This window comes from Moorena sp. SIO3A2, from assembly GCF_010672265.1.
Taxonomy (GTDB): domain Bacteria; phylum Cyanobacteriota; class Cyanobacteriia; order Cyanobacteriales; family Coleofasciculaceae; genus Moorena; species Moorena producens.
On sequence record NZ_JAAHHC010000036.1, the window covers coordinates 41689 to 59222 of the forward strand.

22 protein-coding genes are annotated in these 17534 nt (G+C 42.8%); 11 read left to right on the top strand and 11 right to left on the bottom strand.

Annotation, left to right across the window (positions count from 1 at the left end):
• Window positions 1-12: 12 nt before the first annotated feature.
• A complete protein-coding gene (locus F6K64_RS28455) occupies window positions 13-1485 on the top strand; it encodes an aldehyde dehydrogenase family protein (RefSeq protein WP_008188055.1) in 1473 nt (490 codons plus the stop codon).
• A gap of 273 nt (window positions 1486-1758) precedes the next feature.
• On the opposite strand, the gene F6K64_RS28460 is transcribed toward F6K64_RS28455, so the two are convergent.
• The 3 genes from F6K64_RS28460 to F6K64_RS28470 all read right to left on the bottom strand — a co-directional run bounded on the left by F6K64_RS28460 (window position 1759) and on the right by F6K64_RS28470 (window position 3495).
• Window positions 1759-2028 (bottom strand): type II toxin-antitoxin system RelE family toxin, encoded by a 270-nt coding sequence (locus F6K64_RS28460; RefSeq protein WP_008188054.1) that lies wholly within the window; start codon window positions 2026-2028, stop codon window positions 1759-1761.
• Complete coding sequence (locus F6K64_RS39145) at window positions 2025-2264, bottom strand: RelB antitoxin-like protein (RefSeq protein WP_502708080.1); 240 nt, start codon at window positions 2262-2264, stop codon at window positions 2025-2027. The genes F6K64_RS28460 and F6K64_RS39145 overlap by 4 nt, the downstream gene beginning before the upstream one ends.
• Before the next feature lie 607 nt (window positions 2265-2871).
• On the bottom strand, window positions 2872-3495 hold the full coding sequence (locus F6K64_RS28470) for a DUF938 domain-containing protein (RefSeq protein ID WP_044494669.1): 624 nt from the start codon (window positions 3493-3495) through the stop codon (window positions 2872-2874).
• A gap of 1006 nt (window positions 3496-4501) precedes the next feature.
• On the opposite strand from F6K64_RS28470, the gene F6K64_RS28475 reads away from it, so the two are divergent.
• Window positions 4502-4735 (top strand): hypothetical protein, encoded by a 234-nt coding sequence (locus F6K64_RS28475; RefSeq protein WP_008181918.1) that lies wholly within the window; start codon window positions 4502-4504, stop codon window positions 4733-4735.
• A gap of 698 nt (window positions 4736-5433) precedes the next feature.
• Window positions 5434-5721 (top strand): hypothetical protein, encoded by a 288-nt coding sequence (locus F6K64_RS28480; protein WP_008181917.1) that lies wholly within the window; start codon window positions 5434-5436, stop codon window positions 5719-5721.
• Here F6K64_RS28480 and F6K64_RS28485 read toward each other — a convergent pair.
• Window positions 5703-5888, bottom strand: a complete 186-nt coding sequence (locus tag F6K64_RS28485) for a hypothetical protein (RefSeq protein ID WP_131827191.1) — start codon at window positions 5886-5888, stop codon at window positions 5703-5705. The genes F6K64_RS28480 and F6K64_RS28485 overlap by 19 nt on opposite strands.
• Before the next feature lie 14 nt (window positions 5889-5902).
• On the opposite strand from F6K64_RS28485, the gene F6K64_RS28490 reads away from it, so the two are divergent.
• From F6K64_RS28490 to F6K64_RS28500, 3 genes are all read left to right on the top strand, one after another.
• Window positions 5903-7084 carry a hypothetical protein gene (locus F6K64_RS28490; protein WP_008181916.1) on the top strand — a complete coding sequence of 394 codons (1182 nt, stop codon included), beginning with the start codon at window positions 5903-5905 and terminating at the stop codon, window positions 7082-7084.
• A 141-nt stretch (window positions 7085-7225) separates the two neighbouring features.
• Window positions 7226-8656, top strand: coding sequence for a caspase family protein (locus F6K64_RS28495; protein ID WP_287267127.1), 1431 nt, complete (start codon window positions 7226-7228; stop codon window positions 8654-8656).
• Window positions 8656-9870, top strand: a complete 1215-nt coding sequence (locus tag F6K64_RS28500) for a tetratricopeptide repeat protein (protein WP_287267128.1) — start codon at window positions 8656-8658, stop codon at window positions 9868-9870. Before F6K64_RS28495 ends, F6K64_RS28500 begins: the two co-directional genes overlap by 1 nt.
• Window positions 9871-9897: 27 nt before the next feature.
• Here F6K64_RS28500 and F6K64_RS28505 read toward each other — a convergent pair whose 3' ends face one another.
• Complete coding sequence (locus tag F6K64_RS28505; protein ID WP_287267131.1) at window positions 9898-10428, bottom strand: GNAT family N-acetyltransferase; 531 nt, start codon at window positions 10426-10428, stop codon at window positions 9898-9900.
• 185 nt (window positions 10429-10613) lie between these two features.
• On the opposite strand from F6K64_RS28505, the gene F6K64_RS28510 reads away from it, so the two are divergent.
• Window positions 10614-11207, top strand: a complete 594-nt coding sequence (locus F6K64_RS28510) for a PEP-CTERM sorting domain-containing protein (protein WP_287267134.1) — start codon at window positions 10614-10616, stop codon at window positions 11205-11207.
• Between the two features lie 6 nt (window positions 11208-11213).
• Here the strand turns inward: F6K64_RS28510 and F6K64_RS28515 are convergent, their stop codons facing one another.
• Window positions 11214-11354, bottom strand: a complete 141-nt coding sequence (locus tag F6K64_RS28515) for a hypothetical protein (protein WP_154659737.1) — start codon at window positions 11352-11354, stop codon at window positions 11214-11216.
• Window positions 11355-11505: 151 nt separating this feature from the next.
• Here F6K64_RS28515 and F6K64_RS28520 point away from each other — a divergent pair, with 151 nt between their 5' ends.
• A complete protein-coding gene (locus F6K64_RS28520) occupies window positions 11506-11931 on the top strand; it encodes a hypothetical protein (protein ID WP_008181906.1) in 426 nt (141 codons plus the stop codon).
• Between the two features lie 86 nt (window positions 11932-12017).
• On the opposite strand, the gene F6K64_RS28525 is transcribed toward F6K64_RS28520, so the two are convergent.
• The 4 genes from F6K64_RS28525 to F6K64_RS28540 form a co-directional block, all read right to left on the bottom strand.
• The gene (locus tag F6K64_RS28525; protein WP_287253795.1) at window positions 12018-12395 is read right to left on the bottom strand and encodes a hypothetical protein; all 378 of its coding nucleotides are present in this window, start codon (window positions 12393-12395) and stop codon (window positions 12018-12020) included.
• Window positions 12396-12508: 113 nt separating this feature from the next.
• Window positions 12509-12703 (bottom strand): hypothetical protein, encoded by a 195-nt coding sequence (locus F6K64_RS28530; protein ID WP_008181903.1) that lies wholly within the window; start codon window positions 12701-12703, stop codon window positions 12509-12511.
• The gene (locus tag F6K64_RS28535; protein ID WP_008181902.1) at window positions 12703-12903 is read right to left on the bottom strand and encodes a hypothetical protein; all 201 of its coding nucleotides are present in this window, start codon (window positions 12901-12903) and stop codon (window positions 12703-12705) included. Before F6K64_RS28535 ends, F6K64_RS28530 begins: the two co-directional genes overlap by 1 nt.
• Before the next feature lie 90 nt (window positions 12904-12993).
• Window positions 12994-13452, bottom strand: coding sequence for a hypothetical protein (locus F6K64_RS28540; RefSeq protein WP_287267137.1), 459 nt, complete (start codon window positions 13450-13452; stop codon window positions 12994-12996).
• 784 nt (window positions 13453-14236) lie between these two features.
• Here F6K64_RS28540 and F6K64_RS28545 point away from each other — a divergent pair.
• The 3 genes from F6K64_RS28545 to F6K64_RS28555 are packed head-to-tail and all read left to right on the top strand — an operon-like array spanning window position 14237 to window position 17348.
• Window positions 14237-15232 carry an acylneuraminate cytidylyltransferase family protein gene (locus F6K64_RS28545; protein WP_287253798.1) on the top strand — a complete coding sequence of 332 codons (996 nt, stop codon included), beginning with the start codon at window positions 14237-14239 and terminating at the stop codon, window positions 15230-15232.
• Between the two features lie 13 nt (window positions 15233-15245).
• Window positions 15246-17159, top strand: coding sequence for a thiamine pyrophosphate-binding protein (locus tag F6K64_RS28550; RefSeq protein ID WP_287267139.1), 1914 nt, complete (start codon window positions 15246-15248; stop codon window positions 17157-17159).
• 60 nt (window positions 17160-17219) lie between these two features.
• Window positions 17220-17348: a hypothetical protein gene (locus tag F6K64_RS28555; RefSeq protein WP_287267141.1), complete on the top strand. Its 129-nt coding sequence runs from the start codon at window positions 17220-17222 to the stop codon at window positions 17346-17348.
• Here the strand turns inward: F6K64_RS28555 and F6K64_RS28560 are convergent.
• On the bottom strand, window positions 17345-17534 hold a 190-nt coding region (locus F6K64_RS28560), incomplete at its 5' end, for a hypothetical protein (RefSeq protein ID WP_287267144.1). The genes F6K64_RS28555 and F6K64_RS28560 overlap by 4 nt on opposite strands.

The window sequence follows — 17534 nt, forward strand, 5'->3', positions numbered from 1 at the left end:
GGGGAAAAAATAATGGCACAAGACTATTTACCGAGCCAAGTCTTGAACTGGATTGATGGTCAACAAGTAGCAGCAGTGGCAGGAGAATGGTTTGAGAAGCTAGACCCCACTAATGGTCAAGTGCTATGTCAGGTGGCTCGCTCAAGAGCAGCAGATATTGAGCAAGCGGTAAGGTCAGCTAAACAGGCTCAACCGGCTTGGGCTGATACTCCCCCGGTACAACGGGGAGCTATCTTACACGAGATTGTCCTGGGTATGAAAGCCCGTCAGGAGGAGATTGCCAAGATAGTAGCAGCAGAAACCGGTAAGTCCTATAGTTCAGCTTATGGAGAAACTGGCGGTGCGATCGCATTAGGATTATTCTACGCTAGTGAAGGACAACGGTTGTATGGTCGCACCACTACCAGCGGTGTGGTTAATAAATATGCCATGACTGTGCGTCAACCTCTGGGAGTTGCTGGATTAATTATTGCGGCCAATACTCCCATTGCTAATGTAGCCTGGAAAGTCTTTCCAGCCCTGGTTTGTGGCAATAGCGCTGTATTAAAAGTAGCAGAAGACACTCCCGCCACGGCTTGGATAGTTGGACAAATTGCTCAAGAGGCTGGGTTACCCCCTGGTGTCCTCAATATTATTCAGGGATATGGTGAAGAAGCTGGCGCTCCCTTGGTTGCTCATAATGATGTCGCTGTGGTTAGCTTTACCGGGTCCACAGAAGTAGGACGAATTGTGCAACGGGTAGCTGGGGAGCGCTTTGGCAGGGTATCCCTGGAATTGGGGGGTAAGAATCCCTTGGTCGTGTGTGATGATGCGGATTTGAACAATGCTATCAAGTGGACCTTACTCTCAGTGTTCAGTAATGCCGGTCAACGTTGTGCTTCTGCTAGTCGAATCATTGTCTTTGATAGCATTTATGATCAATTCCGTGACCAATTAGTGGAGAAAACTAAGGAATTAAAATTAGGTCCCACTGACCAGGATGACCTTGGTCCAGTGATTAATGAGCAACAGTTGATCAATATGATAGCAGCGGTGAAACAGGCACAAGAAGCAGGAGCAACGGTGTTGGTGGGAGGCGATCGCTTAACAGACCCTGACCATGCTACTGGTTTCTATATGGCTCCGACCCTCCTAGAGAATGTAGACCCCCACGCGGAAATTTCTCAATGTGAATTATTTGGTCCGATTGCTAGTCTCTACCGGGTCAAAGACTTTAAGGAAGCTCTTGCTCTTGCCAACGATTCCCCCTATGGCTTAACTGCTTCGATTCACACTCGCAACATCCACCGTGCAGTAAGGTTTTGTGAGAAAGTCCAAACTGGCGTAGCTGTAGTGAATGCCGGTACTTATGGCAGTGAACCTCATATGCCCTTTGGTGGACTCAAGCAATCTGGTAATGGTACCCGTGAACCAGGCACAGAAGCGTTGGATGTCTATTCTGAGTTGAAGGATATCTATATTAATATCGATCCTGAGCAATTTTGATCATTAGGGAGTAGGGAGTCGGGAGTCGGGAGTCGGGAGTAGTTGATGTAGGGTGGGCAGTAAGTATCATAGCGATGGAAACCTTTGAAATTGGTTATATACACTGCCCACCTGACGATTAATTTTATTTACTGTCGGTGGGCAGTGCTTATCAAAGCTACTACCAGCTTTGGGATTGGTCTTAGGCACTGCCCACCCTACGATTAATTTTATTTACTGCCGGTGGGCTGCGATTCTACTGCCCACCCTACTACTTTATAATTTTCTATTGCTTTAAGGAAAATAACGATAAAATTCTCGTCTATGGAGAACACGGGAGAATATGATAGTATCGCCTTTTATAAAAAAACCAATTCTATAATCCCCTAAACGAATTCGATATGCATTTTCTTCTCCTTTTAATTTTTTGATGTTTTTGATATCCCTAAGATTTTGACAGGAAATAATATCCTGAAACGTAAACTTTTTAATCGTTCTATAAACGGGCGTGCTTTTCAGAGATTTAAGATCTTTAAGAAAGGTTGGAAGATATTCGGTTTTCATTCCTTATCTAGTTCTGCTAATGCTTCTTCCAAACTTAAGGGAGTTTCATCTTTAACTTCCATCATAGCACGATATAGTCCTTCATCTTCAAAGCTTTCAATTAAACGTTCATAGTCCTGAAAATCAATTAATACTTTCTCGATATTACCTTTATTATCGGCAATTAATTCTTGTGCTAATGGATAATCTTTATGGTTTCTTGTTTCCTCTTGATTGCAGAAACTTTTGACTCCAATCTTAACTATATAAATAGCTACTGGAGTCGCCAATGCCACGGGCAAATTTACCGACTGCACTAAATACGGAATCAAAGTAGTAATTCCTCCAGCGAGTAGATCATTTTTAAATTCATCTTGACAAATTATATGGCGACACCGCCTGGCTAAATTTTGCAACCAACTCTCTTTTATATCTATTCTGTCGATTCCGGCTTCCGAAGCTATAATTTCAGTCGCATACTCCAAATCTCCTTCCTCTTCTTCTATCTCATTTAGGGCAGCCAAAGCCTCTGGATAATTTGCCAATTGATACCGAAATTGCTCAATTTCTTCTCGTGTAACTGTAATCATATAATTCTTCGTTTTAAATACTTAATTTTATTATAGCAATTTTAAATTATTTTAGTTGATGTAGGGTGGGCAGTAAGTATCATAGCGATGGTAACCTTTGAAATTGGTCTTAGGCACTGCCCACCCTACGATGATTTTTATTCTCTTTAGCATGCATGCTAAAGGCATGCATGCCTTGCGCGTAGCACTATATCCAAGTAGGGTGGGCAGTGCTTATCAAAGCAACTACAAGTTTTAGGATGGGTCTTAGGCACTGCCCACCCTACGATTTTACTTACATGTGTTTAAATACTACTGAAAGATTATTAGCTGGCATTTGATAAGTTTTTTCAAGGATGAGATTATGAGTATTAGCAACGTCTACAACATCTTCTAAATTACGTACTCCCCATTCTGGGTTTTGTTCTCGTAAATAGGAGTCAAAATCAGCATTGGAAAGTGCAGTATGTTTATTACCTTGTTTGTAGGGACCGTATAAATATAGAATATCTCCTGATGAAAGGATACGACCAGCACCTGCCATTAATCCTAAACAAGTAGACCATGGTGAAATGTGAATCATATTAATGTTCACCATCGCTACAATATCTGGTATTTCTGATAGTATTTCCGTTTCTACTTTCCAAACTGGCTGACTGACATCAATATCAAGGGTTTGATGGAGGTTGTCGCTAGGGTAATCTTTAGCCCAGGCGATAATACTTTCACGGAGGGAAGCATTGATATCGGAAGGAATCCATTTTCGAGGGTTTAACTGTTGTGCAAAATAGATAGCATGTTCTCCGGTACCGCTAGCAATTTCTAAAATTGTGCCAGTGGCTGGTAGTATCTCTAAAAGTACTTTTAAAATTGGTTCCCGGTTGCGCTGGGTTGCTGCAGCGTATTTTCTGCTGTCCACTAATTCTTCTCCCCGATAATGATATAGCAATTCTACAACTTGTGAGGTACAAATTTATGGGTTTTAGGGAGCAGGGACTGAGGCCGTAGGCCACGCGGGGCGCGTTCGGAGCAGGGAGCAGGCAAGAGGCAAGAGGCAAGAGGCAAGAGGCAAGAGGCAAGAGGGAAAAAATCCCTCATTAGAGATGTAGGGTGGGCAGTGCTTACCTTCGAGATTGTCAGCTTTTTAATTGGTATGAAGCACTGCCCACCTGACGATTAACATTATTAAAAAATAATACAATTAACTATTTTGTCGAGTTAATTTACTGTCGGTGGGCAGTGCCGATTCAACCGATTACAAGCTTTTTAATTGCTATGAAGCACTGCCCACCCTACGATTACTGCTCCCCCATACTTCCCTAAGTTACTGTCGGTGGGCAGCAGTGCCGATTCAACCGATTACAAGCTTTTTAATTGCTATGAAGCACTGCCCACCCTACGATTACTGCTGCCCCATACTTCCCTAAGTTACTGTCGGTGGGCAGTGCCGATTCAACCGATTACAAGCTTTTTAATTGCTATGAAGCACTGCCCACCCTACGATTACTACGATTACTGCTGCCCCATACTTCCCTAAGTTACTGTCGGTGGGCAGTGCCGATTCAACCGATTACAAGCTTTTTAATTGCTATGAAGCACTGCCCACCCTACGATTACTGCTGCCCCATACTTCCCTAAGTTACTGTCGGTGGGCAGTGCCGATTCAACCGATTACAAGCTTTTTAATTGCTATGAAGCACTGCCCACCCTACGATTACTGCTGCCCTAACTCTATAGGATTATTTTTATCAAAAATGTAAACAAATAAAAACTATTTGATATTCCCACCCTGGCCACACTTTAAACACTCCCCACCCTCTCCACAATCTCCATATTTCGTAACAAAAAAAATTCCTAAACCCCTTGACAATATATTAATTTATTAATATATTTATAGTGTAAACCATTTACACTAATTACTGGTCATGAATCAAAACATTAACCCCAACTCCGATGACAATCAAAACCCTGACAATCAAGGTCGCAAACCTAAGAAAGTCAAGCACATCTTGATTGGTTCTCCTAAACAAGTTCGGCATACTATTTATGCCATTTATGGCCTTAAATACGCCTATCCCGATGAGTGGAGCACTCCCGAGCCTACGGAAAATCCTGGTGAGGTGATGACCACCTTGATTCGGTATTTATATCTAGATTAGGATAGGGTTTTGCCAGGGTTTGCCGCCCTGGCGGCCAAGAATTGTGGAGGTTATTTTTAAGCTATCAGCTATCAGCGTGTCGCGTATCAGCGTGTCGCGTATCAGTTATCAGCCATTCGCGTAGCGTGGCCAACGGCTGACCACTGACCACTGACCACTGACCACTGACCACTGACCACTGACCACTGACCACTGACCACTGACCACTGACGGCTGACTACTGAATGCTTACGTGGAGGGTTAGTAAACAGCTAGAGAAAATGTCGCAGAGTCTACCAAAAACTTTTATTATTTGTTAGACTTAAATTAGGGTAACACCGACAGGGATTATTATGTAACTTAAATTAAAGCCGAAAACCAAGGGTTTAATAGTTGCGCTCTCGACCTACGGTGGAACTAACGTTTTGACATTTTTATGGCGCTCGCGGGATATTCCTGAGAGCTTTGGGAGATACCCCCTGGATGCTATTGCATCTTGCATTGGCGGGCCAAGGTCTATCTTGGTAGACTTTGGTAGCTAAAAAGTATCGGGTATAATGTAAACAGAGTTAGGATGTGCTTGCTGGAAAGCAGTACCTGAGTAACTTGATAAGAATGGATTCCTTGATTCAGTTTTTGTTTGGATTTGATGACAGCTAAGCTGTACTCAATTAGGTTTACACAATAGAATTCGGTCAAGCATTTGGGTTAAACCAAACTTGACCGAATTTTTTTATCTAAGCTATCAGCTATCAGCTATTAGCGGTCAGTTATCAGCGGTCAGTTATCAGCTATCAGCTAGCGGTCAGTTATCAGCGGTCAGTTATCAGCTATCAGCTAGCGGTCAGTTATCAGCGGTCAGTTATCAGCTATCAGCTAAAGGCCGTTGGCCACGCTACTTGAGGTGCTATCAGCTAGCGGTCAGTTATCAGTTATCAGCTTATGCGCTACGCGCACGCTACACGAACAGCTATCAGCTGAAGTCACATCAAGTAGCCTGCACGTAGGGCATATGCTTACCTTTCAGCTTTTGAATAAAAGATATAAGCATTCTTTTAATCTGAGTTAAGTCTGCTGACGGCTGACCGCTGACCGCTGACGGCTGACCCCTGACCGCTGACCCCTGACCGCTGACCGCTGACCGCTCACAGTAAAATATATAGATATTGATCAACTATCTTCTCAACTATGACAACTCTCGTATTTGTCCATGGCACAGGGGTTAGGCAAGCTGCCTATGAGCAAACCTTTAAGATAGTTGAGGGTTTTGTCACAAAACAACGTCCAGATATTACCGTTGTTCCTTGCTTTTGGGGTGAGCAATTTGGGAGTAAGCTCAATGCTGAAGGGGCATCGATACCCTTGTATGATGCTACCTTAGCTCTGGATCAGGGAGAAGAAGAGGATCAAACTATTATTCTTTGGCAGGAGTTATATCGCAATCCCCTTTATGAGTTGGGATTGTTGTCGTTTAAACCTAGGACTGGTGGTGATAGTAATCCCTTTGGAGAACAACCGGGTGATCAATTACATGACCGGTTGCTGGATTTGATTCCTACTGGAGAATTGCAAGAAAAATTACAAGCAGCGGGCATAGCAGAGGTGTTTGATCAGGCACGACGCCATGTTACTCGCAGTGCTGTTTATCAAGAAGTATTAAACCAAGTCTCTGATTCAGATAGTGACTGTTATGATACTATCGCAAGAGCAATTGTTGCTCAGGCAATTTTTGACTCTCAGCAGCACCACCATGGCTTCATCCTTCCTGATCCGGAATTGCGTGATCAACTCGTGAAATCACTCAGTAATGCTTTGGGTAAGGAGGAAGACTTGGGATTGGGTGACTGGATCCAGAAACCACTTTCCTTATTGGCGGGTCCAGCGACAGCTTGGGTGAGGAGTAAGAGGGGTGCAATTACTGAAGCAAATACTCCTACACCTGGTGATATTATACTCTATCAAAGTCGGGGTCATAAAATACGTGATTTTATCCAAAAAACTATAGAAGATGCTGAACCACCAGTTGTTATATTAGCCCATAGTTTAGGAGGGATTGCTTGTGTTGATTTACTGGTAACTGAACCAATGGCACAGGTGACATTATTAATTACAGTTGGTTCTCAAGCTCCCTTTTTATACGAAATTAATGGCTTATATAGCCTAGAATTTGGTCAGCCTCTGCCCGACTTTTTTCCGGAGTGGTTGAATATTTATGATTCACGCGATTTCCTTAGTTACATTGGCGCTACTCTATTCCCTAATAAAGTGCAGGATGTTTTGGTGGATAGTAAACAACCGTTTCCCCAAGCTCATAGTGCTTATTGGACAAACCCAGCTACCTGGAAAGCAATTATCCCGCGATTACCATGACTATGGGTTCATCTCATATTTGCTGTTTGAACCGGTGGTGCGTTACGGGGCGGGCTATCACAACCCTGGCTACGCAAAAAATCATGGCAAGTCCGCCCCTAACGCACCCTACGGGACATTTATAAAAGTGAGATGCACTCCATGACCATTAATGCTAGGCCAGAAAAAACCTATGGGTTGATTGTCGGTATCGAGAACTATCAAGCAACAAACTGGAATGTTAATGGTCCCGTTCATGATGCCATCAAGTTTGCTGATTGGTTGTTATCACAAGCAGTGCCAACAGATAATATCAAGCTCTGTTTGTCTCCTTTAACTGAAAATAGTGAACTGGTTAAGGAATTTGAGATAACGTCAAAGCCAGCAACGGAGCATAATCTAGTTGATATCATTACCAATGACCTGTCCCAAAAAAACGGAGATTTACTGTTTATGTTTTGGGCTGGTCATGGTTTAATTACTTCGGAGCGGAATCGCAGGCTACTTTGTGCTGATGCTAGTAAAAATAATTGGCAGAATCTAGATTTTAATTCCCTGTTACTGCTTTTAGGTTCAGATGCCTTTAAAATTCCACATCATATTTGTATAGTCGATGCTTGTGCTAATTATGTTTTAGAGTCAAAAGGGCGACCAACCAATTTGGGAGGGAAACAGTTTCCTAGTGGTCAACCTAGGAAAGACAGTCAACAGTTTGTCTTACTAGCTACTAGAGAAGGGGAGACAGCCAAAGTTAACTCCTCAGAAAAAATGGGATACTTTTCCCAAGCAGTAAGAGAAGCGTTGGCGCACCATGACTGGCTGCCAGATATGCCAGCAGTTGCTAAGCACGTTAAACAACAATTTGCTAGTTTAAATAAACAACAACTACCAACCTATTTTTATCGGCGCAGTTGGGATGGTGATCGGGAGGATTATCATCCTAATCCCTTTGAAATTTCCCACAATATACCCAGTACTCAAGCCTGTAAGTTTGTGGATAGACACCAGCCACTGGAAAAGTTAGATCAGCTATTGCAAGACAATACTATTGTGGCGATTACTGATCGCACAGGTAAGGGGGGAGTAGGGAAAACAGAACTAGCAATTCAATACTCTTGGTACAAATTAGAAGATTATCCCGGTGGATGTTGTTGGTTGTATTTCAAGGGAGTGGATATCGTCACCCAGCTCTCGGAATTTGCAATTGTGAATGAATTTCCTGGTTTTAATATTCCTGAAAATTTCAGCATTGCTAGCCAACTAGCTTATTGCTGGCGTAGCTGGCAACCAGGTAAGGTTTTATTAGTTTTCGATAATGTCACTAACATCGAGCAAATCAAAGACTACTTACCGCCCATGGGTTCTCGATTCAGGGTATTAATCACCACACGTAGCTCACAGTTAACCTATCCATCACTTTCTCTGGGGGGATTACCAGAAAATGAGGCTCTAGAGTTATTAGCAAACTTGTTAAGGCAAGAGTTTGATCAACAAGAGCTAGAGTTTGCCAAAACACTCTGTAAAAAAGTTCACTTTGAACCTTTAGCTTTATATACGTTGGCAGGGCTGTTCTCAAAGCCAGGGAGTACATGATGCTAGAAGAAATTTTATTGCTCCTAGAGCAGAAGCAATCTCAAGAAGGTGACTCTGGTACAGATGTTGTGCTGGAACTCAATTGGGATTCCTTAGAGTCTTCAGCTCAAACCATGGCTGGTCTCTTGAGTTTATTTGCTTTAGCTCCTATTCCCTGGTCATTAGTTTCAAAGGCTGCTAGAGCTGCTAGCTTAGACTTTGATTTGGTCGTTAATCGGGATATCTTAGTTCAAAAGTATTTACTACAGAAGTTGGATGATAATACCTACCAACTTCAGGAACGGATTAGAGACTTTTTGAGTATCAAGGGGGAACAATTAGCTGATATTGAAATCCTCAAACAGGGCTTTTGTTCAGCGATAGTAACAATAGCAAAGAATATTCCTGAGACCCCAACTCAGTCAGACATTCTAGCAATTACCCCTGCTATCCCTCACCTGGTGGAAGTTGTCACTAACCAAAAGGATTACTTAAATAACGAAGATTTAATCTGTCCTTTTGTTGGCTTAGCCTGGTTTTACCATGGTCAAGGCGCTTACGAACAAGCATGGCCTTGGTATGAGCAATGCTTATCAACGGTTAGAGAGCGCTTGGGTGAAGAACACCCTGATGTGGCCATCAGCCTCAACAACCTGGCTTATTTGTACTGGAAGCAGGGGCGATACCAAAAAGCGGAACCCCTTTACCTGCAAGCCTTAGACTTGATGAAACGTCTGCTGGGTCAACAACACCGAGATGTGGCAAGCACCCTCCAAAACCTGGCTTTACTGTACTATAGTCAGAGGCGATACCAAAAAGCGGAACTCCTTTACCTGCAAGCTTTAGACCTGAGGAAACGCCTCCTGGGCCAAGAACACCCAGATGTGGCAGAAATCCTCAACAACCTGGCAGTACTGTACGAAAGTCAGGGACAGTACTTGGAAGCGGAACCCCTGTACCAGCAGGCTCGAAAGATTGCTGTCAAACAGTTGGGAGAGGAACATCCTACAACTCGCATTATTTCCCTTAACTTGGAAGATCTATTGGGAAGATCTAATACCAAATCCGCTTGTCAAAACCCCTTTATGAAAATCAACCAAATCTTTCAAATCTTTTTATGCCAGGAATCTAGGACTATGCGGCTCAGGGGAGTATGGGAAGAGTATTTGGTACAATTTGGCAGCAAATCCATCCCTAAAACTAACGATAATACTATGGTTTTAAAACATAATTGAAAGTGTTATTGCAATCCTAGCAACCTATCACCATAGTTTAGGATTGTTTAAAGATTTTACGCATTTGATATTCACAGCAGCACCTGACTTCTCTATCTCGCGAAGTAGGAGCGCCTGCCAACCAAAAGGCCACTGCAATGGATATGGAGGAATGAAATGTGTTGCCAACTCTGCCTTAAAGCCAAATCGTTGATAATACCTAGGATCACCATACACGAAGACAATATTCACATTCATACTACGCAATCTCTTAATCCCAGCATCAATTAGTTGACTCCCGATACCATTACCTTGGCATTCTGGCTTAACAGCGAGTGGTGCCAGAATATAGCCATGAAAATCTTGTTTTTCGGAAATAAATACAGGACTATATGCAACGTTTCCAATTATTTTATTGTCATCGACTGCTACCAATGATAAGGTACATGGCTCGGTAATATTGGAGATGAGGTCATCAGCGAGACCTGCCACCATATCACCCTCCCCGATCGGAAAGGCTGACATATGTAAGGAGCGCAGGCTCTCACGATCCCTTATTTCTGCATCTCGGATAATCATGTTGTGCGGCTTCATGTATTGAGTTATTATTTAATTCTATATCCCATAAGGTACAACTTGATCCCCCTAAATCCCCCTTAATAAGGGGGACTTTGAAGTTGAAAAGCGTACCTCATAACTGAGAGAAACGCTATATTATTCAATGTTTAGTCTAAATTACAGTTTTGATCAACCCTAAATTTGCGATGAAAAATCTAACTCTGCTATCTACCACACTCCTGATTGCTACCTCTGGATTGGTTTTGGTGGCACCCCAGGCAGCTTCAGCTTTAAATTGGAACTGGAGTTATTCTGCTCCTGGTATCGAAGCCAGTGGTACTTTCACTACTAATGATACTCCTGATGATTTGGGTTTTTTCCTGATTTATGAAATTACTGGCACGCGCAACAGCGAAACAATTACTGGTTTGCAACCTACTGGTACTTCTACACCGGGAAACGAACCTTTCGAGGTTGACAATTTAATTAGTATTGATGGTAATCAGTTAACAACTGACGGCTTTGGATTTTCCACCTCAGCTGGAAACTTTGTTAATGTCTTTTTCGCTAGTTTTTTGCAGCCCCCTAGTTTTTTTGAAATTTTTTCAGCACCGCCATTTATCACTGGTTTTGAAAATTTTGGACCAGAAGATAGCGAGTTGCCGATTAGTTTTTCTGCGAAACCGGTGATTGTCCCTGAACCCACTCATAGTATAAGTATCTTTACCCTTGCCATTCTCGGCTTAGCTTCAACCATCAAACGTAAGCTGAAACCTTCCCCATCTAAACAAAAGGTTTAGCCTCAATTACTCATCAGTAATAAAAAACTGATTTGTGAGTAAGGTATTAGGAAAGGGAGTAGGGAGTAGGGAGTAGGGAGTAGGGAGTAGGGAGTAGGTACCGGTGCATCTCAGTTTTGAAATTAGGCAAAAGTGAGATGCACCCAACAGGCAATAATTAATCGAGTATAAAGGGATTTTGGGTAATGTAAAAAGCGGTAATATTTTTATTAAATTACTACAGGAAATGCTATACTAAATCGAAATGCTATACTAAATTAGTATTGGTGTTCATAAGCTATTTATAAATGCTATAGCAGTGAGTAATAACAACGATAGATTAGACCGGATTGAAGCAGTGGTGGAGTCATTAGCCCGTTCTGTACTAGCTCTTGCTAATGACCATCAACAGAGAATTCATACCATTGAAAATGTTGAAGCAGTGGTGGAGTCATTAGCTCGTTCTGTAGAAGCTCTTACTAATGATCATCAACAGAGAATTCAGACCATGGAAGAGGTTGAAGCAGTGGTGCAGTCATTAGCTCGTTCTGTAGAAGCTATTGCCAATGACCATGGAGAGAGAATTCAGACCATGGAAGAGGTTGTCAATAGAGTTACCAGAGTTGAGGAAGGATTGACTCGGATGTTAATAGCTATCGATGATGACCGTCCCACTATTCTCAGGAAACTTAACACCATTGAAAATAAGCTGGATAGTTTACTAGAAGGGAACCAAAACAATTGATATAAATCTCCCTTGCCCCTTTTGCTTAAGCATTCAGCTATCAGCCCTCAGCTGACCGCTGATAGCTGAGGGCTGATAGCTTAGATTTAAGCTGGTTGAGATTTAGTCAATAATTTCAGAATTTCTACAATCTCACCCTGTCGGTTAGACAGTTGTTCCTGTCGCTGGGAAAGTTGTTCTTGTCGCTCATCTAAGTTCTCCATTAGGCCATACATTCGGGATTGACTTTGAGCTAAATTAGACTGAGAGTTTGCTAAATCGGCCATCACAGAATACAGTCGAGCGCGATCCCGTTTGAACTCATTAACAGTATCGGTTAGAGCTTCGATAGCACGAGCATTGGAATCGGTTCTTTGACGAAGCTGTTCAATTCTGTGACCGAGCTGTTCAATCTGTTGGTCGATGCGCTCAATGGCAGTAAATAAAAGGTTGAAACGGGTATCAAACTGGTCTGAGTTTGTCATTTACTTTGCTGCAATAGTGTGTAGTGTTTTATCAAGATCTGTAAGCTATCAGCTGAACGCGATCGCGTGCGCGTAGCGCTTAAGCTGATAGCTTACGCTAGTGGTTATAAACCCTAATTAGATTGAGTCAATAATTTCAGAATTTCTACAATCTCCCCCTGTCGGTTAGACAGTTGTTCCTGTCCCTGAGAAAGTTGTTCCTGTCGCTCATCTAAATTTTCCATAATGCCATACATTCGGGATTGACTGTCCGCTAAATTAGCCTGAGATTGAAATAAATTAGACTGAGATTGTGCTAAATTAGCCATTACAGAATACAGTTGAGAGCGATGGCCTTTGGCCACGCTACGCGAACGCGTTTGAACTCATTGACAGTATCGGTTAAAGCTTCAATGGCACGAGCATTAGAATCGGTTCTTTGACGAAGCTGTTCAATTTGTTGGCTAATCTGCTCGATCGCAGTTAGTAAAAGATTGAAACGGGTATCAAACTGGTCTGAGTTTGTCATTTGCTGCAATAGTGTTTAGTGTTTTCTCAATAGCTATAAGCAGTCAGCTGACTGTTTATAGCTAAATCCTCACCCTAGTGGTTCTAAATCCTAATTAGATTTAGTCAGTAACTTCATAATTTCTACAATCTCACCTTGTCGCTGGGAGAGTTGTTCCTGTCGCTCATCTAAGTTGGCCATCATGCCATACATTCGGGATTGATTTTGAGCTAAATCTGCCATCAAAGAGTATGCTTGAGCGCGATCTCGTTTGAACTCATGGACAGTATTGGTTAGAGCTTCAATGGCACGAGCATTAGAATCGATCCTGTGACCGAGCTGTTTAATCTGTTGGTTGGTCTGCTCGATGGCACGAGCATTGGAATCGGTTCTTTGACCGAGCTGTTCAATCTGTTGGGTGATCCGCTCGAAGGCAGTTAGTAAAAGGTTGAAACGAGTATCAAACTGGTCTGAGTTTGTCATTTGCTTTGCTGCAATAGAATGTTTACGATAGTAGTTATCAATTGGTTGAAGTACGTTTTGGATTTTAGGTAACAGGCAATAGGGCATAAAATAAAAAATCTGTGTAAATCCTAAGTAGTATCACCGCTATTATTTTGATTAAACTAGTGTAGATTCTGTTTATGGTGTTATTTTTATAGTGTGATTTGCGATTACACGCTGTGAATGTTAATTTTTACCATTGCTCTATTAGAACGGTTTTTTACTACTTATGATTTACCAGATGATTTACCTTGGGCAAAAGGCCACGCTACGCGAACAAGTTTATTTCCTTATTAAGTAAATCCTGTCTGTGGGATTTAATTCACGGTGGCAAGGAGCAATTATTACTACCTAATCCCTACTTCCTAAAACCCAGTAATTTGTACTTAAAGTAATTGATTGAGCCATATATAATTATACACTATACTTGTCAATATTGACAAGTATTAAAATTAGTAATTACTAATAGATAACTAACTGCAATAATGAGTTATTATAAAACCAACAATTACTAGTAAAATTGTAACGGGCAAGATGCCCGTTATACTCCCGACTACCGTTAGCTGTCAGCCGTCAGCTGTTAGCCGTCAGCTGAAAATAAACCTCGTTTAGGATTGCTATAACTGATAGCTGATAGCTGTTCGCGTAGCGTGCGCGTAGCGCTTAAGCTGATAGCTGATAGCTGATAGCTGATAGCTGATAGCTGATAGCTGATAGCTGATAACTGATAGCTGATAGCTGATAGCTGATAGCTGATAGCTGATAGCTTACCTATTCCCTATTTCTGTAAACTATAAAGTGGTGATCAAAAATTTGCCAGCAAGATTATTGTCTAAGATCAAGAAAATTGGTGGATTCTAAAACTCCGACAGTAGTTGCCCTAATTCCAGCCCGGGCTGGTTCCAAACGAGTACCTGGTAAAAATATTCGTCGTTTAAAAGGGCATCCGTTAATTGCTTATACTATTGCTGCTGCAACTCAAAGCCAAGTGTTCTCAGCCGTGATTGTTTCCACTGACTCAGAAGAGGTGGCGGAAATTGCTCGTTACTATAGCGCTGATGTACCATTTTTGCGTCCGCCAGAGTATGCTACCGACAAGTCACCAGATATTGAGTGGATTGATTACACCCTGAGGCATTTGAGTAATCTGGGGCGAGACTTTGATTGCTTCAGCATCCTGCGACCAACCAGTCCTTGTCGCCAACCCCAGACGATTCAACGAGCTTGGCAAGCGTTTTTGGCTCAAGCTGATCAAGTAGACTCCTTACGGGCAGTAGAGAAATGCCAGCAGCATCCTGGGAAAATGTGGGTACTCAACGGCAGCCTGATGAAACCGTTGCTTGAGCAGAACACTTTTGAATTAGGCAATTGTCAGGTTAACCATAACCTCCAACCCCCCAACCTACCCTTCTCGAACCCCAAAGGCCAACAACCTTGGCCAAAAGGCCACGCTACGCGAACAACCTTCAACCAGCTAACCACCCAACCAGCCAACCTTGGCCAAAAGGCCACGCTACGCGAACAACCTTCAACCCCCCAACCTTCAACCCCCCAACCTTCAACCCCCCAACCTTCAACCCCCCAACCTTCAACCCCCCATACCCCCTGGCATAGTACTCCCTATCAGGCCTTGCCAGAGGTCTATGTGCAAAATGCTAGCTTAGAAATTGCTTGGTCAAGAGTAGTGCTGGAAGAGTATACAATTGCTGGAAAGGTGATTATGCCATTTATTACCCATGATCATGAGGGATTAGATATTAATGACTTGAAAGATTGGTGGTATGTGAACTATTTAATAGAACAGGGAGACGCTCACTTACCTCTCGTCTGTCAAAAACCAATTTAGTTATATTTATTAAATGACAAATCTATCTCTAGTCCCGTTTCGGGAGTTTGAACGCCTGAAGGATTTAGACATTACTCCCGAAACTCATACTGAGCTTTTTGCTACCTACTGTCGAATCAATACTTTATATATGATAAAACAGGCGGGTTCAGGGCATATTGGTAGTAGTTTTAGTAGTTTAGATATTGTTTGTTGGCTGTTTTTAAATGAATTACGGGTTAGGAAAACTAACTCTAATCAACCACGGGATATTTATTTTTCCTCTAAGGGTCACGATGTACCGGGTTTTTACTCGGTTTTGATTGGCCATGGTTTGCTGGAGTTTGAGCGTATCCATAGCTTGAGGCGGTTAGATGGACTTCCTGGTCATCCAGATATTTCGATTCCGTTGTTGGAAACGAATACTGGTTCCTTGGGAATGGGGGTTTCTAAGGCTAAGGGGATGATCCTAGCAAATCGGCTGATGGGTCGAGAGGGAAACGTTTATATCTTAACTGGGGATGGGGAGTTGCAGGAGGGTCAGTTTTGGGAGTCTCTCCAACCAGCAGCAAATCTGGGACTCCATGAAATGACTGTGATTGTGGATCATAATAAAATCCAGTCCGATACTTGGGTTTCCGAAGTGAGTGACTTGGGGGACTTGGAACGGAAGTTTGCGGCCTATGGCTGGTATGTTGAGCGCTGTGATGGCAATGATGTCAAGGCTTTAGGGAATGCGATCGCAAAATTGAAAGCAGTCACTAATCAGCCCAAAATCCTGATTGCTGACACCATTAAGGGCAAAGGAATCTCCTTTATGGAACACACGGCCATCAGACCAGAAGACAACTTATATCACTTCCATAGTGGGGCACCGGATGATGAAGCCTACACGACCGGAGTCGCAGAACTAATTGCTGCTGCCAATACCCAATTGGAACAAGTTGGAGCATCCCCCTTAGCATTGGAGATGCTATCCTATGCCAAACCTGCTGTAGCTAATGGGGCGCAACGACTGGTTAGTGCCTATTCCAAAGCTTTGGTTACCCAAGCAGAACGGAATCAAGACCTGGTAGTACTAGATGCCGATTTAATGCTCGATTGTGGGTTGATTCCCTTTAAAGACAAGTTCCCGAAACGGTTCTTTGAGTGTGGCATTGCCGAACAAGATATGGTATCCCAGGCCGGGGGGATGGCACTGAAAGGGTTACTGCCCATCGTGCATTCCTTTGCTTGTTTCCTATCCACCAGACCCAATGAGCAAATCTATAATAATGCTACCGAACGGACTAAGATTATTTATGTTGGCTCCCTAGCTGGGTTGCTACCCGGTGGTCCTGGTCATTCTCACCAATCGGTAAGGGATATTTCTGCCCTAGGAGCGATACCGAATATGGTGATGATTGAACCAGCTAATGAAGCAGAAGTATCCCTAGCTCTAGACTACTGTTTGCATCGAACTATCAGTAGTTGCTATATCAGGCTAGTCTCGATCCCCTGTCAGATTCCCTATCAATTGCCAGAGGATTATCAGTTGGAGTTGGGTCAGGGGATTGCCTTAACTGAGGGGCAAGACGCTATTTTATTTGGTTACGGTCCCGTGCTGCTGCCACAAGCCTATCAAGCTGCCCAGTTATTGGCTCAGAATCACGGTATCACCCTAAAAGTAGTCAATTTGCCTTGGCTAAATTTTGTGGATTTAGACTGGTTGGAACAAATCCTCCAAGGTTACTCCTGGGTGTTTACCCTGGATAACCATTATGTAATAGGAGGACAGGGGGATCGGATTGTAAGTGGGTTGGCAGAATTAGGATTGTCTGGGCAAATACAGGTCAGGCAATTTGGAGTATTTGATATTCCGAAATGCGGTCAAAATCAGGAAGTGCTTCGTGCTCATGGGCTGGATGCTGAAAGCTTAGCATTTGAGATTAATAAAACTATGATGTAGCATTTTTATTTAAGTTGTGAATATACTCCCTCAAGCCAAGGCAAGAGGCAAGGTAAGCATATGCGCTACGCGCACGCTGCGCGAACAGCCGTCAGCCGTCAGCCGTCAGCTAAAAGCTCACGCTACGCGAATCGCTTACTTAAAATAAACCTTGAACGGGAGAATTTAAAGGTGCGCTTGACCCATTAAGAATTGAATTTGCCACGGGTATCACCTAATAGTTCGAGATTAATCAGAATTGAAAGTATGCTGATAGCTGATAGCTGATAGCTGATAGCTGATAGCTGATAGCTGATAGCTGATAGCTGATAGCTGATAGCTGATAGCTGATAGCTGATAGCTGATAGCTGATAGCTGATAGCTGATAGCTGATAG

What these genes read in the sequence shown, in the direction of transcription:
- F6K64_RS28510 (WP_287267134.1), top strand. Translation starts at nt 10,614, where the DNA reads ATGAAAAATCTAACTCTGCTATCTACCACACTCCTGATTGCTACCTCT.
- F6K64_RS28500 (WP_287267128.1), top strand. Translation starts at nt 8,656, where the DNA reads ATGCTAGAAGAAATTTTATTGCTCCTAGAGCAGAAGCAATCTCAAGAA.
- F6K64_RS28525 (WP_287253795.1), bottom strand. Translation starts at nt 12,395, where the DNA reads ATGACAAACTCAGACCAGTTTGATACCCGTTTCAACCTTTTATTTACT.
- F6K64_RS28505 (WP_287267131.1), bottom strand. Translation starts at nt 10,428, where the DNA reads ATGATTATCCGAGATGCAGAAATAAGGGATCGTGAGAGCCTGCGCTCC.
- F6K64_RS28495 (WP_287267127.1), top strand. Translation starts at nt 7,226, where the DNA reads ATGACCATTAATGCTAGGCCAGAAAAAACCTATGGGTTGATTGTCGGT.
- F6K64_RS28555 (WP_287267141.1), top strand. Translation starts at nt 17,220, where the DNA reads ATGCGCTACGCGCACGCTGCGCGAACAGCCGTCAGCCGTCAGCCGTCA.
- F6K64_RS28490 (WP_008181916.1), top strand. Translation starts at nt 5,903, where the DNA reads ATGACAACTCTCGTATTTGTCCATGGCACAGGGGTTAGGCAAGCTGCC.
- F6K64_RS28530 (WP_008181903.1), bottom strand. Translation starts at nt 12,703, where the DNA reads ATGGCTAATTTAGCACAATCTCAGTCTAATTTATTTCAATCTCAGGCT.
- F6K64_RS28460 (WP_008188054.1), bottom strand. Translation starts at nt 2,028, where the DNA reads ATGAAAACCGAATATCTTCCAACCTTTCTTAAAGATCTTAAATCTCTG.
- F6K64_RS28540 (WP_287267137.1), bottom strand. Translation starts at nt 13,452, where the DNA reads ATGCCCTATTGCCTGTTACCTAAAATCCAAAACGTACTTCAACCAATT.
- F6K64_RS28550 (WP_287267139.1), top strand. Translation starts at nt 15,246, where the DNA reads ATGACAAATCTATCTCTAGTCCCGTTTCGGGAGTTTGAACGCCTGAAG.
- F6K64_RS28475 (WP_008181918.1), top strand. Translation starts at nt 4,502, where the DNA reads ATGAATCAAAACATTAACCCCAACTCCGATGACAATCAAAACCCTGAC.
- F6K64_RS28535 (WP_008181902.1), bottom strand. Translation starts at nt 12,903, where the DNA reads ATGACAAACTCAGACCAGTTTGATACCCGTTTCAATCTTTTACTAACT.
- F6K64_RS28455 (WP_008188055.1), top strand. Translation starts at nt 13, where the DNA reads ATGGCACAAGACTATTTACCGAGCCAAGTCTTGAACTGGATTGATGGT.